We start from the raw sequence: 18,690 nt of genomic DNA, 5'->3' as shown, positions 1-18,690 counted from the left end.
CGCTGCGGCACAGCGCGGCGGGCGCACGCTGGTGGTGACGGTGATGAACCCTCAGGCGGGTGGCGGGTTCGCCGTGTACGAGGAGGCGCGCGCGCTGCTCGACTGGGGGTTCGCGGCCTGGGGGCGGGTCGATCCGGTGGGGTCGTTGGACGCGCTGCGGGTCAAGCCGAGACAGGGACCCGTCACGCTGCCCGTCGCGGCGGCGGTCACTCCGGAGGGAGGACCCGGCTGGTCGGAGGCGGCGGCGATCGCAGGTGCCGCCGCTCTGGGCGCGGCCGCGGTGGCAGTGGCGTTGCGGCTCATGGGGGTGCGCACACTGGACAGCTGACCGATCGGCAGACCCAGCAGGAGGCCGAGGGTGATCCAGGTGTAGGCGCTGCCGCCGAGGAAGCCGTCGATGCCGGACGCGTCGTCGAACCACAGCCACACCACGCTGCTGCACATCACCGCGTACAGCGCGCCCGTGACCCGTGGGTGTCCGGCACGCAGGAGTACCGCGAAGCTCGGCAGCAGCCACACCAGGTGGTGCACCCAGGTGATGGGACTGACCAGGCAGGCCGTCAGCCCGGTGAGGGCGAAGGCGACCTGCCAGTCCCCCACCACCACCGCCCGACGCGCCCGCCACACCCACACGCCCAGCACCAACAGCACGGTCGCCGCCCAGACTTCGCGGCTCGGCTCACCGAGGCGGGCCAGGACGCCCTGCAACGACTGGTTCGAGACGTAGTCGAGGCGGCCCACCCGGTCGGTGTCCCACAGCGCCTGCGTCCAGTAGTAGCGGGACGCGTCCGAGGCCACCCAGGCCGCGAGCCCCGTCGCCGCGGCGGCGACGGCCGTCGCGACACCCGCGGCGCGCCATCTGCGCGCCACCAGCAGCAGGCCGATGAACAGCGCGGGCGTCAGCTTGATCGCGGCCGCCAGACCGATGCCGACGCCCGCCCAGCGGCCGCGTCCGGTGGCCAGCAGCCACCCGTCGACCAGGACCAAGGCGAGCAGCAGGACGTTGACCTGCCCGAAGCTGAAGGTGTCGCGGAGCGGTTCGAACAGGGCGAGGGCGCACAGGGCCAGGGCGCAGCCGTACCAGCCGTGCCGTCGCCACGCCCGTCCGGTCAGGAGGCGCACCACCAGGGCGAGCGCGGCCAGGTTGAGCAGCAGGGCGACCGCGATGGCCGTGTGCAGCCCGACCAGCGCCATCGGCAGCATCGCGACGGCCGCGAACGGCGGGTAGGTGAAGCCGTAAGTGGTGCCGGGCACCTGGTAGTCGTAGATCCGCCCGCCGTGGTGGATCCAGCTGTCGACCGTGCCGTAGTAGACGCGCAGGTCGAACCAGTCGCGCAGCAGGGGCACGGTCGCGGTGAAGACGGTGACCGCGGTGGCGAGGGCCAGCACGAGGAGGAGCCGGCCGCGGTCGGTACGGGGCCCTGTCACGCCGTAGGTCCTCGTCGTGCCGTACGTCCTGGTCATGCCGTGCGTCCTTCCAGGGCCGGGGCCTGTGCCGCCTGGTGGGCCTGCCACAGGACGACCACGGCGAGCACTCCGCCGGAGACGGCCAGCACCAGTTGGCCGGTGTCCGCCGGGCCGCCGCTCGGCAGGACGGCGAGGGCCAGCACTCCGGTCAGGGCGGCCGTGCGGTGCCGTGTCGAGGTGTTCGGGGCGGCGGCGGCGATGAGGAACAGGCCCCACAGCGCGTACCAGGGGCGGATCGCCGGTCCGAAGGCGGCCACCGCGGCCAGGCTCAGGCCCAGCGCGTACACGGGGCGCCCGCGGCCGCGCCACCATATGGCGAGGACGAGGGCCCCGGTGACCGCGAGCCCGAGGACGTGCCAGGCCGGGACGGCGAGCGGTGCCAGATCGCTGCCGAGCCGCTCAAGAAGTGCGCCGGTGGCCCGGCCCAGGAGGCTGGTGAGCGCCCAGTTGTGCGGGGAGACCGGGGTGTCCAGGGCGCCTATCCAGCCGTACCCCGTGCCCGCGAGCGCCGTGGCGGCCACCGTGGTCGCGGCGGACGCGGCCGCCGTCGACAGGACGGCCCGGGCCGGACGGTGACCGGCACGCATCCGCAGCATCACGACGGCGACGAGGCCGAGCGCGGCGGGCGCCTTGACCAGTGCGGCGAGCGTGACGAGGACGGCCCCGAGGATCGGCCACCTGCCGAGCGCGGCGACGAGCCCCGCGCCCAGCAGGCCGAGCATGATGGCGTCGTTGTGGGCGCCCGCCACCAGGTGCAGCAGGACCAGCGGGTTGAGCGCGCCCAGCCACAGCGCGGCGGCCGGGTCGGCGCCGCTGTGCCGGGCGAGCCGGGGCAGGGCGGCCGCCATCAGGGCCACGCCGAGCAGGGCCACCAGGCGCATGCCGAGGAGTCCGGCGGGGAGTTCGCCGTGGGTGAGACCGGTCAGCGCGGAGGCGAGGGCGAGGAACACCGGGCCGTAGGGGGCCGCGGTGTGCTGCCACAGTGGGGCGACCTCTTCGGCGAGGGGGCCGCCGAGCATGGCGGGCCCGTGCGCGTAGACGTCGATGTGCGCGTCCACCATGGCGCCCTGGGCGAGGTAGCTGTAGACGTCCCTGCTGAACAGGGGCGGCGCGATCAGCAGCGGGGTCGCCCAGACGGCGAGGACCAGCAGCAGGGCTCGGGGGGCCGGCGGGTCGGCGCTGCGCACCAGGCGGCCGAGCAGCAGCCAGGCCGCTATGAGCAGGACGACGCCGAAGTACACGCCGACCAGGCCGAGGGCGGCATGGGGCGAGGACGGGGCCAGCAGTTCCCGGGCGGGTAGGGCACCGGCCGTCTCACCGCCCAGCGCGAGGAAGGCGGTACCGGCCAGGCCCAGCACCTGGCAGCGGCGGAGATCGACGGGAAAAGCCATGGCCAACACTCGGTCAGCGTGGCAACGCGGGGTGGCCGGAAGGCGACGCTCCCCTCTCGGGACGGCGGCGCCTGTGTAACCGGCGAGTGATGGGCATGACCGAGCCGGGCCTGTTCGTCGGGTGGTACGCCGTACGACCTCGGTGCTCAGAACACCGACAGCCCGGTCAGGGTCGTGAAGCGGTCCAGCGCCGCCACCCCCGCCACCGAGTTGCCCCGCTCGTCCAGCCCCGGGCTCCACACGCACAGCGTGCACCGGCCGGGTACGACGGCGATGATGCCACCGCCGACACCGCTCTTGCCGGGCAGCCCGACGCGGTAGGCGAACTCGCCCGCCGCGTCGTACGTCCCGCACGTCAGCATGACCGCGTTGATCTGCTTGGCCTGGCTGCGGCTGAGCAGCCGGGTGCCGTCGGCGCGGATGCCGTGCCGGGCCAGGAAGGTGGTGGCCAGGGCGAGGTCGGCGCAGGAGGCGGTGATCGAGCACTGGCGGAAGTACTGGTCGAGCAGTTCGGGCACCGGATTGCCGATGTTGCCGTAGGACGCCATGAAATGCGCCAGGGCCGCGTTGCGGTCGCCGTGCCCGGCCTCGGAGGCGGCGACTTCCTTGTCGAAGGACAGCTCGGCGTTGCCGCTCTCGGCTCGCAGGAACCGCAGCAGTTCGCCGGCCGCGTCGCCGGTACGGCTGTGGAGGCGGTCGGTGACGACCAGCGCGCCCGCGTTGATGAACGGGTTGCGCGGGATGCCGTTCTCGTACTCCAGCTGCACCAGGGAGTTGAAGGGATTGCCGGAGGGCTCCCGTCCCACGTGTTCCCAGAGTTCGGCGCCCTCGCGGGCCAGGTCGAGGGCGAGGGTGAAGACCTTGGTGATCGACTGCGTGGAGAACGGCTCCCGCCAGTCCCCCACGCCGTACACCGTGCCGTCCGGCTCGGCGACGGCCATGCCGAAGCTGCGCGGGTCGCGGGAGGCGAGCGCCGGGATGTAGTCGGCGGGCCTGCCGCGCCCAGGGGTGCCTTCGATCTCCGAGAGGATGCGGTCGAGGACCGGCTGGAACTGCGAGGACATGATCGGCATCATGCCGCACGCCCGACCGAGGGCGGTCCCCGGGTGCCGGGCGCTCCGCCCTCGTCGTGCCGTCCAATCAGGCATGTCTTGCGCGGATCTCCGCGTGCTGGCCCGTCGGTCGCGGACCCGCGCGTCAGGGTGAAGGTCCGCGGTCCCCGTGAGGCGGGGTCCGTTCGGTCTTCGAGCAGACAGGAGCGATGTTGCGCCAGCGGAACGAACGCACCGGAGCCACCGACTCGGTGCGGCGAGACGACAGGAGCAGGGCCGCGACGGTCGCCGGTCTGTCGCGGCGGACCGCGGTGGGCATGTGCGCCACGGCGGTGCTGCTGGCCGGATGCAGCATGCCCACCCCGCACGTCCCCGTGCGGGAGAACGCGCAGGGCGGATGGAACTTCTACCTCAGTCCGCGGGGTGACGACAGCGATGACGGCCGGACCCCGCAGACCGCCTGGCGCACCCTCCGGCGCGCCGACGCCGTGCGGTTCAAGCCGGGCGACCGACTGCGGCTCCAGGGCGGCGCGCAGTTCAAGGGGACGTTGAGCATCGGCCAGGGAGACGCCGGCGACCCCCGCAAGCCCGTGGTGATCGAGTCCTACGGCAAGGGCCGCGCCATTATCCTGGCCGGCGGGACGCGCGCGATCGAGGTGCACAACACGAGCGGCGTCGCCCTGCGTGACCTGGTCGTCGTGGGCGACGCGGCGGCCTACCGGAGGCACGAGGGCATCGCCTTCATCAGCGATCTGCCCGGTGACCGGAAGCTGCCGTACCTGCGGGTCTCGGGCGTCGAGGTGAAGGGCTTCCGCAACGGCATCCGGCTGCACGGCGGCGCGCAGGCGTCGGGCTTCCGGGACGTGGTGATCAGCGACAGCGCGCTGCACACCAACCAGGACGCGGGGCTCGTGGCCGACGGCCCCGCCTTCGACGCGGACGCGCCCGCCTACGCGCACGAGGACGTGACCGTGTCGAGGGTGACGGCGTACCAGAACATCGGCGACCCGAAGGCGTCCCACCGCAACACCGGCAGCGGCATCGTCCTGGGCAGCGTCCGGCGCGGCCTGGTCGAGCGGTCCGTGGCCCACGACAACGGGGAGTTCTCCTCGCCGGGCGCGTTGGAGGGTCCCGAGGGCATCTGGACGTACGACTCGACGCGGATGACGTTCCAGAAGAACGTCTCCTACGGCAACCACACCGGCTCCCAGGTGGACGGCGGCGGGTTCGGCCTGGACAACAACGTGTCCCACTCGGTGATGCAGTACAACCTGGCCTACGGCAACGACGGGGCCGGCTTCCTGGCCTACTCCGGGGTCGCGAACGGGGCCCACACGGACAACACGATCCGGTACAACATCAGCCACAACGACAGCCGCAGGCTCCAGGACTACGGCGGCATCGTCGCGTTCGGGGCGCGGGTGACGAACCTCGCGATCTACCACAACACGGTGCTGACCACGGCCGACGGTCCCGTCCGCGCGCCCGCCCTGCGGCTCCAGCAGAGCCTGGGCGACGTCACCGTACGCAACAACGTGTTCGTGACGGACGGCCCGCCCGTGGTGGAGTCCCAGGGCGCCTTCGTCCCCTCGGACGTGCTGTTGCAGGGCAACGACTACCACAGTTCGCAGGGCTGGAGCCTGCTGTGGGGGGATCGCGCGTTCACCGATCTGGACGCCTGGCGTCAGGCGACGGGGCAGGAGACGCTGGGCCCGCGCGCCACCGGCACCGACGTCGACCCCTGCCTCACCCGGGTCCCGCTGCCCACGGCCGGCCCGAACCTGTACGGCACCGGTCCGACGCGCGGCGCATTGGCCTCCCGGTGCGCCGGCACGCTGACCGGTGCCGCCGTGAACCTGCGGGACCTGGGCGTGAACCCGGGGCCCGTGGACTACTTCGGGGCGCCGCTGACCGGGTCCCCCGGTGTGGGGGCCGTGCAGGTGGGACCGACGGCCTGAGGGATCGTCACCCGCAGGGCGTCGCCCGGGCCGGGCTGCGGCACGTGCACGGGGCGGCCCAGGGCCCGGACGTACCAGCCCGCCGCCCTCCAGGCCGCCGGGTCCAGGGCGTTGCGCGCGTCCAGCAGGCGTGGCGCCCGGACCACCTCGGACAGCTTCGCCGGGTCGAGGTCGCGGTACTGGCGCCACTCGGTCAGGTGCAGCACCACGTCGGCGTCCCGGCACGCCTCCATGACGTCCGTGCAGTACGCCGGCCCGGGCAGCGCGGCCCGCGCGTTGTCGAGGCCCTCCGGGTCGTGGACGAAGGCGTCGGCGCCTTCGGCGACGATCTCCGCCGTGACGGCGAGCGCCGGTGAGTCGCGCACGTCGTCGCTGTCGGGCTTGAAGGTGGCACCCAGCACCGCGACCCGCCGCCCGGCGAACGAACCGCCCAGGAGGTGACGGGCGAGGTCGACGGTCCGCCGGCGCTGACGGTGGTTGATCTGGTCGATCTGGCGCAGGAAGGACACCGCCTCCCCGACCTGGAGTTCCTCGGCCCGGGCGAGGAAGGCGCGGATGTCCTTGGGCAGACAGCCGCCGCCGAACCCGAGGCCGGCGGAGAGGAACCGGCGCCCGATGCGCACGTCGTGGCCGAGGGCGTCGGCGAGGGTCACGACGTCGGCACCGGCGGCGTCGCAGACCTCCGCCATGGCGTTGATGAAGGAGATCTTCGTCGCCAGGAAGGAGTTGGCGGCGACCTTCACCAGTTCCGCGGTGGCGGAGTCGGTGCTGACGTAGGCGACACCGGCGCGCAGCATCGAGTCGTAGACGTTGCGCAGCAGCTGGTCGGCGCGGGGTGAGGTGACGCCCACGACGAGCCGGTCGGGGCGCAGGGTGTCGTGGACCGCGTAGCCCTCGCGCAGGAACTCAGGGTTCCAGGCGACCTCGGCGTCGACGCCGGGGCGCAGTTGCGCCGCGACTCTGCGGCTCAGTGCGCGGGTGGTGCCGACCGGCACGGTCGACTTGCCGACGATGAGGCTGTCGCGGGTGAGCAGCGGTGCCAGGCCGTCGACGACGGCCTCGACGTGACTCAGGTCGGCGGCGAGGGAGTCGGGGCGCTGTGGGGTGCCCACGCACAAGAAGTGCACGTCGGCGAAGTCGGCGGCCTCCTGCAGGGAGGTGGTGAAGCGCAGCCTGCCGTTGCGGATGTTCCTGGTGAGGATCTCCGGCAGGCCCGGTTCGAAGAAGGGCGCCCGGCCCGCCGCGAGCGCCTCGATCTTCCTGGTGTCCGTGTCGACACCGAGGACGTCGTGTCCGATGTCCGCCATGCACGCGGCGTGCACGGCTCCGAGGTAGCCCGTACCGATGACGGTCAACCGCATGAAGGTACTCCTGTCCTGGGGCCGGCGAGATCGACGGGATCAGCGGGCGTAGCCGTGGGGATTGAGTTCCTGGAACCGCCAGGCGTCCCGGCACATGGCGGCAAGGTCGCGTGTGGTGCTCCAGTTCCAGGCCGCGGCCACCGCGCCGGCGTCGGCGACGAGTTCGGCGACGTCGCCGGGTCTGCGGTCGACGACCTGGTAGGGGATGTCGCGGCCGCTCGCCTCGCCGAAGGCGGCGACCAGTTCGAGCACCGAGGTGCCGGTGCCCGTGCCGAGGTTGAACACCCGCATGCCGGTGCGGTCGTCCAGGTGCTCGACGGCCGCGCGGTGTCCTTCGGCGACGTCCATGACGTGGATGTAGTCCCGGACTCCGGTGCCGTCGGGCGTGGGGTAGTCGTCGCCGAAGACGCTGAGCCGCTCGCGTCGGCCGTGGGCGACCTGGGCGACGTAGGGCATGAGGTTGTTGGGGACGCCCTGCGGGTCCTCGCCGAGCAGGCCGCTGGGGTGGGCTCCGACGGGGTTGAAGTAGCGCAGGGCCAGGGCCTTCATGTCCGTCAGGTGGGCGCAGACGTCCTGCAGGATCCGCTCGCACATCAGCTTGGTGTACGCGTAGGGGTTGGTGGGCGCGACGGGGCTCAGCTCGGTCAGGGGCACGGTCTGCGCGTCGCCGTAGACGGAGCAGGACGAGGAGAAGACCAGCCGGTGGACGCCGTGTTCGCGCATGACGGAGAGCAGGGCGCAGGTGCCGCCGACGTTGGTGTCGTAGTACTCGATGGGCAGCGCCACCGACTCTCCGACCGCTTTGTGGGCCGCGAAGTGGATGACCGAGTCCACCTCGTGGGCGGCGAACACCTCGGCGAGGGCCCGCCGGTCGCGTACGTCGACCTGGTAGGCGGCGGCGAGGGGGCGTCCCGCGGTCTTGGCGATGCGGTCCAGGGCGTGGGGAGAGCTGTTGACGTGGTTGTCGACGACGACGACTTCGTAGCCGTGGGTGAGTAGTTCGACGCAGGTGTGGCTGCCGATGAAGCCGGCGCCACCGGTCACCAGGACCGTCTCGGGCATCGGGTACCTCGTCCTTGTCGTTGCAGGGTCAGGGGTCCGGCGGGCACGTGGCGTCAACCCATGAGGAACCCGCGCAGGTACGTGGGGAACAGCAGCAGCGCCCAGGTCAGCGGTACGAGGGCGACAAGGCCCGCGGTCAGCGGCAGGGCGGCGGTGCGCAGGGCCCGGTGCACTCCGACGCCCGCCGACCTCGCGGTCTCCCGGATGTGCAGCACGCCGACGGCGAGGGTCACCAGTGCGTAGGAGAGGGAGCCGAGGATGCACAGGAACACGTAGCCGATCGCGGGGCCGGTGAGTTCGCCGACCACGGCCGCGGCGGCGAGCACGACGGTGATCAGGAGGTAGGGCAGCATCAGGCGCAGCGGCAGGGGCTCCATGCCGTCGCGGACCTTGGGCGTCACCTTGAAGACGACCTTCTTCGGCCGTACCCGCTGCACCAGCGCGGCCGCGGCTCCCCAGGCCACGTACGGCCAGCGGGTCAGTCCGAACAGCCAGCCCTCCCAGCTCAGCAGCGGGGCGTCGACGGGCCGCAGCAGGCCGCGTCGGCGCAGCAGCAGAGTGAGCAGGACCAGGAAGAACGACATGGCCCAGAAGTGCAGCAGGAAGGCTGCGTAGTTGACGTTGATCCACGGGTGACCGGTGACCGCGGCGACCGGTGGCAGCACCAGGCCGGCGGTGGTGGTCAGCGCGAGCAGCGGATAGTAGGAGAGGGCGAACGCGAACCGGAGCCGCAGTCGGCCGGGCATGCGGCGCAGGTGCTTGGGGAGCATGCCCAGCAGCATGAACACCAGGCTGCGCGACCACTGGAACTCCTGCGTCACCATGGCGGCGAAGGTGAGGGGGCCGTCGCCGTGCGCCTCCGCGTCGATGGCGAACGCCCCGTGCCAGCCGGCCGAGTTCAGCAGGAACGTCGTCGAGAAGTCCTCGGCCAGTTCGGGGCCGAGACCGCCGATGTCCTGGAGGGCGCGGGTCCGCACAGCGTAGTGGGAGCCGATGCACAGCGGTGCCAGACCGTCGGAGTGGCCGAGCTGCATGGGCCCGTGGAAGGTGGCCTCGCGGTGCAGCCGTCCGCGTGCCGACCACGAGGTGTGGGCGTTGGCGTCGCACACGCTGGGGGCGGCGACGTAGCCGACGGCCGGATCCGCGAACGGCCGGACCACTTCCGACAGGTAGCGGGGGTGGGGCACGTGGTCGACGTCGAGCTGGGCGACGACGTCGTAGTCGCTGTAGCCCCAGTGGTCGTAGAAGTGCGCGAGGTTGCCCTCCTTGCACCGGGTGCGACGGGGCCAGGCGTCACGGTGGTACGAGGGGACACCGCGTCGGCAGGAGACGTTGACGGCGTTGGTCTCGCACCAGTACAGGATCTCCTCTGTCGGGTCCTCGTCGCACAGCCACACGTCGTAGGGGTGCGGGAAGTCCTGGCGCAGCATCGCGGTGAGGGTGGCGCGGGCGACGGCCCAGGGCTCGGACGGGGCCCGGGTCACCACGAAGGCGGTGCGCAGCCCGGGCACGTCGACGGCCGGGTTGAAGGTGCGCAGCCGCACCATCACGACGACGAAGTACAGGGGCAGCACCGACAGGTACAGCAGGAGTGCGCTGTTGACCGCGAAGCCAGCCCAGCCGACCCGGTGCTCGGGGCGCAGCCACCACTCCCAGAAGACGACCAGGGCGGCCCACCAGCACACCGCGAGCAGGGACACCTTCATCCGGTCGAGGCGTCCGAGGCGGGGGATCCAGGAGGCGGGGCGGGGCGTGAGGGCTCTGCGTGGCTTGCCGAAGACCGGTCCGTCGGCCGGCATGTCGACGACGTTGCCCGCCGAGAGGATCCACAGGTGGGTTCTCAGCAACGCGTCGTCGGTGCGCGGCGGTCGTCGGCCGGCGTCGAGGGCTGTGCCGCGCGCGGGACCGTGGTCCGTCCGGGTCACGACGCGGCGGGGGTCGCGCCGACCGGCCAGGGCTCGGCGGTGACGACGCCGTGCTGTTGTCCGCCCCGGATCGCGCTGAGCGCGGCGGTGACGTCGTCGGGGCGGGCGGCGAACCACTCCACGGTGCGGCGCAGCCCGTCCTCGATGTCGACCTCGGGGCTCCAGCCCAGGCGTTCCCAGGCCCGGGTGATCACCGGTCGGCGTCGGGTGGGGTCGTCGACGGGCAGCGAATGGAACTGGATCCCGGCCTGTGATCCCGTCAGGTCCAGGACCATTTCGGCGAGTTGCAGAACCGTCAGTTCCACGGGATTTCCCAGATTCACCGGCCCGGGTTCGTCGTGGTCGAGCATGGCGACGATTCCGCGCACCAGGTCGTCGACGTAGCAGAAGCTGCGGGTCTGCTTTCCGTCGCCGTAGACGGTCAGTGGTTCTCCGGCGAGTGCCTGGACGACGAAGCTGGAGACGACCCGGCCGTCGTGCGGGCGCATGCGCGGACCATAGGTGTTGAAGATCCGCATGATTCCGGTGTTCGTTCCGCGGTTCGTCCGGTAGGCCTGGGTCAGCGCCTCGGAGAACCTTTTCGCCTCGTCGTAGACCGAGCGCGGGCCGACGGGGTTCACATGGCCCCAGTACGTCTCGTCCTGCGGGTGCACTTCGGGGTCTCCGTACACCTCACTGGTGGAGGCGAGGACGAAGCGGGCGTCGTGGCGGGCCGCGAGGCGCAGCGCGTTCTCCGTGCCGCGACTGCCCACGGCGAGCGTCTGGAGTGGACGTGCGAGGTAGTCGGGGGGCGAGGCGGGGCTGGCCAGGTGGGCCACCGCGTCGACGGTGCCGGACACCGCGACCGACCGGCTGACGTCACCGCGGGCGAGTTCGAAGGCGGGATTTCCGAGAAAGCGGGCGATGTTGGCGGGATCGCCGGTCGAGAAGTCGTCGAGGCAGACGACTTCGTCACCGCGCCGCAGAAGTGCTTCGCACAGATGCGAGCCGAGAAAACCGCCGCCACCTGTCACGACCACACGCATGAATTCTCCTGGATTCACCGAAGGATTCCATCGCTCCGCCCGGCTCAGGGTGTAGGGGAAGATGTTCACCAGGACAGGAGACGGAGACGGTCCGTTGTCGAGGACCGCGAATTCAGCATATGAGCGTTGATATCACTTTCCGGAGAATGGCGAGGCGGGCTGCGCCGATCGGCCGGTATCTCCGGGGAATGCCGCCTCGCACGATCCCGCCGTCGCTGGGCTGTGACGGTCGCACCGGGTCGGTGACGCTTCATCCCTGGGTGTGACGGCACCCCGCGTGTCGGGTCCGGTGCGGGACACCGGACAGCCGCCGCACGCGGGGTGCCGTTCGTTCACACGCCCGCGTCAGAGCGGCTGGGGCGTGCCGCTGCCCGCGAGCACCTCGGGGCGCAGCAGGTCCGCGAGGCGCTCGGCCGGCAGCAGGCCCTTCTCCAGGACGAGTTCGGCGACGCCCCGGCCGGTGACGAGGGCCTCCTTGGCGATGTCGGTGGCGGCCGTGTACCCGATGTGCGGGTTGAGGGCCGTGACCAGGCCGATGGAGTTCTCCACGCTCGCGCGCAGCGCCTCGGTGTTGGCGGTGATCCCGTCGACGCAGCGCTCGGCGAGGGTGAGGCAGGCGGCGCGCAGGTGGGTGATGGACTCCGACAGGGAGTGCAGGATGATCGGCTCGAAGGCGTTGAGCTGGAGCTGTCCCGCCTCGGCGGCCATGGTGATGGCGACGTCGTTGCCGATCACCTCGAAGGCGACCTGGTTGACGACCTCGGGGATCACCGGGTTGACCTTGCCGGGCATGATGGACGAACCGGCCTGCACCGGCGGCAGGTTGATCTCCCCCAGGCCGGCACGCGGCCCGGAGGACAGCAGCCGCAGGTCGTTGCAGCTCTTCGACAGCTTGACCGCGATGCGCTTGAGCACGCCGGACATCTGCACGAACGCCCCGCAGTCCTGGGTCGCCTCGACCAGGTTCGCGGCGGTGACCAGCTGGAGCCCGGTGATCTCGGCGAGGTGACGACGTGCCGACTCGGCGTACCCGGCGGGGGCGTTCAGGCCGGTGCCGATCGCGGTGGCGCCCAGGTTGATCTCGTGGATCAGCTCGACGGCCTCGGCGAGGCGGCTGCGGTCCTCGTCCAGCATCACGGCGTACGCCGAGAACTCCTGACCGAGCGTCATCGGTACCGCGTCCTGGAGCTGGGTGCGGCCCATCTTGAGCACGTCGCGGAACTCGACGGCCTTGCGCGCGAAGGCGTCCTGGAGGACCGCCATCGCCTTGAGCAGGCCGCGCACCGCGAACACCGTCGCGATCTTGACAGCGGTCGGGTAGACGTCGTTGGTGGACTGGCCGAGGTTGACGTCCTCGTTGGGGTGCAGGTACTGGTACTCGCCCTTGGCGTGGCCCAGCAGTTCCAGCGCCCGGTTGGCGACGACCTCGTTGGCGTTCATGTTGGTCGAGGTGCCCGCGCCGCCCTGGACGACGTCGACCACGAACTGGTCGTGCAGCTTGCCGTCGCGTATCTCGCGGCAGGCCTCGACGATCGCGGCGGCCTTCTCCGGGGCCAGCAGACCGAGTTCCTCGTTGGCGAGGGCGGCGGCCTCCTTGACGGCGGCGAGGGCGTCGATCAGGTGCGGATAGGTGGAGATCGGGGTGCCGGTGATGGGGAAGTTCTCCGTGGCGCGCAGGGTGTGCACGCCCCAGTACGCGTCGGCGGGGACCTCGCGGTCGCCGAGCAGGTCGTGTTCGCTTCGGGTGGCGGCGGCGGTCATGGGTGAGCGGGTCCTCTTCTTTGAGGTGGTTGACCTGGGGTGAGGGGATCAGGCGTAGGTGGCGGAGGCGACCGGGTCGAGCGCGCGCACCGGCCGGACGCTGCCGACCGGTTCGCCGCCGCCGAGCAGGGGCTCCCCCGCGAACTCGCCGAGCAGGTCCGGGTCGACCCCGGCGCGGGCGAGCGCGGCGGCGGTGACGGGTATGCGCGCCCGGTTCGCCCCGTCGGCGATCTTCACGGCGACGGCCCTGCCGTCCGGGAGCGCGGCGACCTCCACGCCCTCGAAGCCGTCCTTGGCGAGCAGACCGGGTACCGCCCGCATCAGCGCGGCGACGTCGCGGCCGGTGCCGGAGGCCATCTCGGCGTGCTCGCGCATCGCGCCGGCGACCCGCGCCTCGGGGGTGCCGGCCGGGGCGGTGGTGATGCGGGCGGCGGCCCGGGCGAGACCGTGCAGGGAGACGGAGAACAGGGGCGCGCCGCAGCCGTCGACGGTGACGCGGGCGATGTGCTGTCCCGTCAGGTCCTCGACGATCTCCGCGATGGCCCGCTGGAGCGGGTGCGCGGGGTCGAGATAGCCCTCCAGGGACCAGCCGTTGAGCTTGCAGGTGTACAGCATCGCCGCGTGCTTCCCGGAGCAGTTCTGGGCGAGCCGTGAGGGCAGCCGGCCCTCACGGACCCAGGCGTCCCGCACGACCGGGTCGAACGGCAGGTCGGTGACGTTGCGCAGGTCGTCCTCGGTGACGTCGGCGAGTTCGAGGATGCGCCGGGTGCCGGCGAGGTGGCGTTCCTCGCCGGAGTGGCTGGCGGCGGCGAGTGACAGCAGTTCCCCGTCGAGCGGCAGCCCGGCCCGTACCATGGCGACGGCCTGGACCGGCTTGAGCGCCGAGCGTGGATAGCACGCGACCTCGACGTCGCCCAGTTGGAACTGGACCTCGCCGTCGGCGCCGAGGACGACGACGGAACCGTAGTGGATGCCCTCGATCACCCCGCCGCGTACGAGGTGGGCGACGGGAGCGTGGAGGGGTTCTCGGACGGCGGGTGCGTCGGCGAGGGAACTGCTGTACATCACTGCCTGTTCACTGTTGGTGGGCGTCGGCCGGCGCCGGGGTCAGGCGTCGGCCTTGGACGAGGTGCGCGCCGTGCGGGCACGGATGCCGTACCAGCCCGCGACCAGCGCCGCGACGATCAGCGGCAGGCACAGCACGGTGGTGCGTCCCGCGCCGCCGTCGGCGTACATCAGGACCAGGACGGAGGCGAGGAACGCCAACGTCACGACTTCGGTCCACGGGGAGCCCGGCAGTCGGTAGCCGGGGCGGGTCAGCTCGCCCTGCTGGGTCTTTCGCCAGAAGAGCAGGTGACAGATCATGATCATGCCCCAGGTGGCAAGGATACCGATCGCCGCGAAGTTGAGCACGATCTCGAAGGCCTCGGCGGGCACGACGTAGTTGAGGCCGACGCCGAGGACGCAGATGCCGCTGGTCAGCAGGATGCCGCCGTACGGGACGTGACTGCGGCTCATGACCGCGGTGAACTTCGGGGCGGAGCCGGACATCGCCATGGAGCGCAGGATGCGGCCGGTGGAGTACAGACCGGAGTTGAGCGAGGACATGGCCGCGGTGAGCACGACCAGGTTCATCACGCCGCCCGCCGCGGGGATGCCGATGTTGGACAGGACGGTCACGAAGGGGCTCTCGCCGGCCGTGTACTTGTTCCAGGGCAGCAGCATCGACAGCAGGACGACCGAGCCGACGTAGAACACGCCCACGCGCCACATGATCGAGTTGATCGCCTTCGGCATGATCTTCTCGGGGTTCTCGGTCTCACCGGCCGCGACGCCGACCAGTTCGACGGAGGCGTACGCGAAGACGACACCCTGGACGATCAGCAGCATGGGCAGCAGACCGTTGGGGAAGACGCCGCCGTTGTCGGTGATCAGGGACGGGCCGGGGGTGGCGCCGTCGACCGGGTGCTGGGTGACCAGCAGGAAGATGCCGATGCACATGAAGACGACGAGTGCGCCGACCTTGACGATGGCAAACCAGAACTCCAGTTCGCCGAAGATCTTCACCGAGATGAGGTTCACGGTGAGGACGACGGCCAGCGCGATCAGCGCGATCACCCACTGCGGTATGTCGGAGAACATCCCCCAGTAGTGGGTGTAGGTGGCGACGGCGGTGATGTCGGCGATACCGGTGGTGGCCCAGTTGAGGAAGTACATCCAACCGGCCGTGTACGCGCCCTTCTCGCCGAGGAACTCACGGGCGTACGACACGAAGGCACCGGAGGACGGCCGGTACAGGACGAGTTCGCCGAGAGCGCGCACGACGAGGAAGGCGAAGACGCCGCAGACCGCGTAGGCGATGAACAGGGAGGGCCCGGCGTCGGCGAGCCGGCCGCCCGCGCCGAGGAAGAGGCCGGTGCCGATGGCTCCGCCGATGGCGATCATGTTGACGTGCCGGGACTTCAGGGACTTGCTGTAGCCCGCGTCGCCCGCGTCGACATGAGGGGAGGGGCGCGTCTCGTCTTTGAGGAACTGCTCGCTCACGCCTCGGTTCCGCCTTCCGTGGGGATGTCCGTGCGCGGGGAGCGCACGATGTCGGTGAGGGTGGTCTCGACGCGGTCGAGGTGGTGGGACATGGCCTCCACCGCGTCGTGTTCGGAACCGTCCATCAGGGCCTCGACGATGGCCCGGTGCTCGCGGTTGGACTGCTCGCGCCGTCCGCCCAGCTCGTTGAGGAAGGCCGACTGACGCGCCAGTGCGTCACGGATCTCCTCGATGACCCGGCGGAAGACCGGGTTCTGGGCGGCCTCGGCCACGGCGAGGTGGAAGAGGGTGTCCATCGCGACCCACGCGGTGGTGTCCGTCTCCCGCTCCATGCGGTCGAGGAGATGAGCCAGGTGGTCCAGGTTCTCCGGGGTGCGGCGCCTGGCCGCGTACCCGGCGACCGGGATCTCGACGTGGCGGCGCACCTCCAGCAGGTCGCTCGCCGCGTAGTCGCCGAAGGTGGGGTCCTCGACGGCACTCGCGACGACGAAGGTGCCCTTGCCGGTCCTGGAGACCGTCAGGCCCATGGTCTGCAGGGCGCGCAGGGCTTCCCGCAACACGGGCCGGGACACCTCGAGGGTCCGGCAGAGCTCCGCCTCGGAGGGGAGCTTGTCGCCGATGGCGTACTCGCCGCGCTCGATGGCGCCGCGAAGGTGGGTGAGCACCGCTTCCATCGCGCTGACGCGCCGCGGGCCCCGACCAGCTGTCTGGCTGTCTGACAGGTTCACGGGAGAGATACTCCGGGTGACGTGAGGGCGGTGTCAAGGGCGTCGAATGGGGAAATTCAGCGGGCGCTGAGGGCTGCCCCGTAATCCCTGGTGGATCAGCGTGCGGCGTCAGATGCGGTGCATCGCAAGGCGGAGGGACGTCCGCATACTGGATGTATGCGGACGTTCCGACAACGCGGCGAGGTGCCGTAGCTGTCGTCGCACGCCCGCCAGGGGTTACGGGACAGCCCTCAGGTCTGAAACAGGACTTCCCGCCCGCTGACGGTGAACTGCGTCAGCTGCTCAGGGAGCCCGTGGCCAGCAGTCCGAAGAGCAGGACGCCCACGACGAGGCGGTAGACCACGAACGCGTTGAAGGAGTGCTTGGCGACGAACTTCAGCAGCCAGGCGATGGAGGCGTAGGCCACGACGAAGGAGACCACCGTGCCGACCGCCAGAGGCGCCGCGCCCACGCCCGTGCCCAGGGCGTCCTTGAGTTCGAACAGGCCCGCGCCGGTGAGGGCGGGGATGCCGAGGAAGAAGGAGAGGCGGGTGGCGGCGACCCGGTCGAGGTCGAGGATGAGGGCGGTGGACATGGTCGCGCCCGAGCGGGAGAAGCCGGGGAAGAGCAGGGCGAGGATCTGGGAGCTCCCCACCAGCATCGCGTCCTTGAGGGTGGTGTCGTCCTCGCCGCGCTTGTGGCGGCCCATCTGGTCGGCCGCCCACATCACCGCGCTGCCGACGATCAGCGAGCCCGCGACCACCCAGAGGGAGGCCAGGGGCCCCTCGATGAGCGGCTTGGCGGCCAGGCCGACGACGACGATCGGGATCGTCGCATAGATCACCCACCAGGCGAACTTGTAGTCGTGGTGGTAGCGCTCCTCCCGGTTGGCGAGGCCGCGGCCCCAGGCGGAGACGATCCGCACGATGTCCTTGAAGAAGTACACGAGCACCGCGGCGATCGCGCCCACCTGGATGACGGCCGAGAATCCGACGACGGCGGCGTCGTCGACCTCGATGCCCATCAGCCCCTCGGTGATCTTCAGATGTCCGGTGGAGGAGACCGGGAGGAACTCGGTCACCCCCTCGACGGCTCCTAGGATGACGGCCTGACCGACGGAGATGGCGCTCATGGGATCCAGTTCTGGAGGATGGTCGACAGTGCTGTGGGCACTCACAAGTGCCGGAGGCACTCCTATCAGGCGCGGGTGTGCCGTGCCGACCTACGACCAGAGGGCCTGCGCGACCCCGACTCCGGCGAACGCCGCCCCGAGGCCCACCACGATGCTCGCGACGACGTTGGCGGCAGCATAGAGACCCGCGCCGGTCTCGGTCAGCCGCAGCGTCTCGTAGGAGAACGTGGAGTACGTCGTCAGGGCCCCGCACAGACCGGTGCCGAGGAAAAGCTGCAGGTGGGAACCGGCGACACCGGCCGAGACGGCCCCGGTCAGCAGGCCGAGGACCAAGCAGCCGCTGACGTTGACCACGAAGGTGCCCCAGGGGAACACCGAGTCGTGCCGGGACTGCACGGCACGGTCGGTGAGATAGCGGAGGGGGGCGCCGACCATTCCGCCGACGACGACCAGCAGCCAGTTCACAACGACTTCTTACCTTTCTTGCCCGGGTTGTCGTCTTTGCCCTCGCGGCCGACGTACCGGATGACCTCGCAGTCGTCGAGGATCACCAACCCCTCGGTGACCAGTTCGTCGAGCTGGGGCAGGAAGGCGCGTACGCGCTCCTCCGCGTCGACGATCACGATCGCCACCGGCAGGTCCTCGCTCAGGGACAGCAGGCGTGAGGTGTGGATGAGGGAGGACGCGCCGTAGCCCTCGATGCCCCGGAAGACGCTGGCGCCGGCGAGTCCGGCCGCGTGGGCCCGGTGGACGATCTCGCTGTAGAGGGGCTTGTGGTGCCAGGTGTCGTTCTCGCCCACGAACACGGTCACGCGCAGGGCGCTGCCGGTCAGCCTCGTCATCGCTGCCTCCGGATCAGGACGCGACGCGTCGCCGTCGCCGCCAGCCACACCGCCGCGAGCGCCGCGAGAAGGGTCGCGGCGAGATAGGCGAGGGCCGTGCCCGGACGGCCCGTGTCCAGCAGTTTCTGGGAATCGACGGCGTACGTCGAGAAGGTGGTGAAGCCGCCCAGCACGCCCGTGCCGAAGAAGGGGCGCAGCAGCCGGTGGGGGGTGGTCATCGCCTCGGTGACCACCACGAGGAACACGCCGATCACGGCACAGCCGACGACGTTGACCCAGAAGATCGTCCAGGGGAACCCACCGGTGCGCGTGGGCCACCAGAGGGCGGCCGCGTACCGGGCCGTGGCGCCGATCGCGCCGCCGACCGCGATCACCGCGACGACGGGGAGCTGCCCGCGCCGGGCCGACCGCCGCGGGACGGGGGTGCGGACGCTCTCGGTGTCCGGGACTGTCATGTCGTACG

General features: G+C 71.1%; 16 protein-coding genes. 1 reads left to right on the top strand and 15 read right to left on the bottom strand.

The features are described from left to right. Positions 1-51: 51 nt before the first annotated feature. The 3 genes from ACGFNV_RS39350 to ACGFNV_RS39340 form a co-directional block, all read right to left on the bottom strand. The gene (locus ACGFNV_RS39350; protein ID WP_393629483.1) at positions 52-1,464 is read right to left on the bottom strand and encodes a glycosyltransferase family 87 protein; all 1,413 of its coding nucleotides are present in this window, start codon (positions 1,462-1,464) and stop codon (positions 52-54) included. Then, the gene (mptB, locus tag ACGFNV_RS39345; protein ID WP_393629481.1) at positions 1,461-2,858 is read right to left on the bottom strand and encodes a polyprenol phosphomannose-dependent alpha 1,6 mannosyltransferase MptB; all 1,398 of its coding nucleotides are present in this window, start codon (positions 2,856-2,858) and stop codon (positions 1,461-1,463) included. The genes ACGFNV_RS39350 and mptB overlap by 4 nt, the downstream gene beginning before the upstream one ends. A 146-nt stretch (positions 2,859-3,004) precedes the next feature. Next, complete coding sequence (locus ACGFNV_RS39340) at positions 3,005-3,934, bottom strand: glutaminase (RefSeq protein ID WP_393629480.1); 930 nt, start codon at positions 3,932-3,934, stop codon at positions 3,005-3,007. Positions 3,935-4,119: 185 nt separating this feature from the next. On the opposite strand from ACGFNV_RS39340, the gene ACGFNV_RS39335 reads away from it, so the two are divergent. After that, the gene (locus ACGFNV_RS39335) at positions 4,120-5,868 is read left to right on the top strand and encodes a right-handed parallel beta-helix repeat-containing protein (RefSeq protein ID WP_393629478.1); all 1,749 of its coding nucleotides are present in this window, start codon (positions 4,120-4,122) and stop codon (positions 5,866-5,868) included. Here the strand turns inward: ACGFNV_RS39335 and ACGFNV_RS39330 are convergent. The 12 genes from ACGFNV_RS39330 to crcB (ACGFNV_RS39275) all read right to left on the bottom strand — a co-directional run bounded on the left by ACGFNV_RS39330 (position 5,802) and on the right by crcB (ACGFNV_RS39275) (position 18,682). Then, positions 5,802-7,229, bottom strand: a complete 1,428-nt coding sequence (locus ACGFNV_RS39330) for a UDP-glucose dehydrogenase family protein (RefSeq protein ID WP_393629477.1) — start codon at positions 7,227-7,229, stop codon at positions 5,802-5,804. The genes ACGFNV_RS39335 and ACGFNV_RS39330 overlap by 67 nt on opposite strands. Before the next feature lie 39 nt (positions 7,230-7,268). Beyond that, positions 7,269-8,291, bottom strand: coding sequence for a UDP-glucose 4-epimerase GalE (galE, locus tag ACGFNV_RS39325; RefSeq protein WP_393629476.1), 1,023 nt, complete (start codon positions 8,289-8,291; stop codon positions 7,269-7,271). A gap of 53 nt (positions 8,292-8,344) precedes the next feature. Continuing rightward, positions 8,345-10,216 (bottom strand): glycosyltransferase, encoded by a 1,872-nt coding sequence (locus ACGFNV_RS39320; RefSeq protein WP_393629474.1) that lies wholly within the window; start codon positions 10,214-10,216, stop codon positions 8,345-8,347. After that, positions 10,213-11,241, bottom strand: a complete 1,029-nt coding sequence (locus ACGFNV_RS39315) for a UDP-glucuronic acid decarboxylase family protein (protein WP_393629472.1) — start codon at positions 11,239-11,241, stop codon at positions 10,213-10,215. Before ACGFNV_RS39315 ends, ACGFNV_RS39320 begins: the two co-directional genes overlap by 4 nt. Before the next feature lie 345 nt (positions 11,242-11,586). Then, on the bottom strand, positions 11,587-13,002 hold the full coding sequence (aspA, locus tag ACGFNV_RS39310; protein ID WP_393629470.1) for an aspartate ammonia-lyase: 1,416 nt from the start codon (positions 13,000-13,002) through the stop codon (positions 11,587-11,589). Between the two features lie 48 nt (positions 13,003-13,050). Further along, positions 13,051-14,067: an asparaginase gene (locus ACGFNV_RS39305; RefSeq protein WP_393629468.1), complete on the bottom strand. Its 1,017-nt coding sequence runs from the start codon at positions 14,065-14,067 to the stop codon at positions 13,051-13,053. Positions 14,068-14,109: 42 nt separating this feature from the next. Then, entirely contained in the window at positions 14,110-15,546 is a 1,437-nt protein-coding gene (locus tag ACGFNV_RS39300) for an amino acid permease (RefSeq protein ID WP_393629466.1), read from the bottom strand. Then, on the bottom strand, positions 15,543-16,274 hold the full coding sequence (locus ACGFNV_RS39295; protein ID WP_393629465.1) for a FadR/GntR family transcriptional regulator: 732 nt from the start codon (positions 16,272-16,274) through the stop codon (positions 15,543-15,545). Before ACGFNV_RS39295 ends, ACGFNV_RS39300 begins: the two co-directional genes overlap by 4 nt. 274 nt (positions 16,275-16,548) lie before the next feature. Beyond that, positions 16,549-17,385, bottom strand: a complete 837-nt coding sequence (locus tag ACGFNV_RS39290) for an undecaprenyl-diphosphate phosphatase (RefSeq protein ID WP_393629464.1) — start codon at positions 17,383-17,385, stop codon at positions 16,549-16,551. 90 nt (positions 17,386-17,475) lie between these two features. Further along, positions 17,476-17,850, bottom strand: coding sequence for a fluoride efflux transporter CrcB (gene crcB, locus ACGFNV_RS39285; RefSeq protein WP_393629462.1), 375 nt, complete (start codon positions 17,848-17,850; stop codon positions 17,476-17,478). Continuing rightward, positions 17,847-18,227, bottom strand: coding sequence for a DUF190 domain-containing protein (locus ACGFNV_RS39280; RefSeq protein ID WP_393629460.1), 381 nt, complete (start codon positions 18,225-18,227; stop codon positions 17,847-17,849). The genes crcB (ACGFNV_RS39285) and ACGFNV_RS39280 overlap by 4 nt, the downstream gene beginning before the upstream one ends. Then, positions 18,224-18,682, bottom strand: a complete 459-nt coding sequence (crcB, locus tag ACGFNV_RS39275; protein ID WP_393629458.1) for a fluoride efflux transporter CrcB — start codon at positions 18,680-18,682, stop codon at positions 18,224-18,226. The genes ACGFNV_RS39280 and crcB (ACGFNV_RS39275) overlap by 4 nt, the downstream gene beginning before the upstream one ends. Positions 18,683-18,690 lie beyond the last annotated feature (8 nt).

This window comes from Streptomyces sp. NPDC048751 (genome assembly GCF_043198595.1).
Classification (GTDB): Bacteria; Actinomycetota; Actinomycetes; order Streptomycetales; family Streptomycetaceae; genus Streptomyces.
Note: the sequence above shows the minus strand (reverse complement) of the source record. Positions and strands in the feature narration are given on the sequence as shown.

Coding starts and splice junctions, on each gene's coding strand:
- ACGFNV_RS39350 (WP_393629483.1), bottom strand. CDS start 1,464: ATGACCAGGACGTACGGCACGACGAGGACCTACGGCGTGACAGGGCCC.
- mptB (WP_393629481.1), bottom strand. CDS start 2,858: ATGGCTTTTCCCGTCGATCTCCGCCGCTGCCAGGTGCTGGGCCTGGCC.
- ACGFNV_RS39340 (WP_393629480.1), bottom strand. CDS start 3,934: ATGATGCCGATCATGTCCTCGCAGTTCCAGCCGGTCCTCGACCGCATC.
- ACGFNV_RS39335 (WP_393629478.1), top strand. CDS start 4,120: ATGTTGCGCCAGCGGAACGAACGCACCGGAGCCACCGACTCGGTGCGG.
- ACGFNV_RS39330 (WP_393629477.1), bottom strand. CDS start 7,229: ATGCGGTTGACCGTCATCGGTACGGGCTACCTCGGAGCCGTGCACGCC.
- galE (WP_393629476.1), bottom strand. CDS start 8,291: ATGCCCGAGACGGTCCTGGTGACCGGTGGCGCCGGCTTCATCGGCAGC.
- ACGFNV_RS39315 (WP_393629472.1), bottom strand. CDS start 11,241: ATGCGTGTGGTCGTGACAGGTGGCGGCGGTTTTCTCGGCTCGCATCTG.
- aspA (WP_393629470.1), bottom strand. CDS start 13,002: ATGACCGCCGCCGCCACCCGAAGCGAACACGACCTGCTCGGCGACCGC.
- ACGFNV_RS39305 (WP_393629468.1), bottom strand. CDS start 14,067: ATGTACAGCAGTTCCCTCGCCGACGCACCCGCCGTCCGAGAACCCCTC.
- ACGFNV_RS39290 (WP_393629464.1), bottom strand. CDS start 17,385: ATGAGCGCCATCTCCGTCGGTCAGGCCGTCATCCTAGGAGCCGTCGAG.
- ACGFNV_RS39280 (WP_393629460.1), bottom strand. CDS start 18,227: ATGACGAGGCTGACCGGCAGCGCCCTGCGCGTGACCGTGTTCGTGGGC.
- crcB (WP_393629458.1), bottom strand. CDS start 18,682: ATGACAGTCCCGGACACCGAGAGCGTCCGCACCCCCGTCCCGCGGCGG.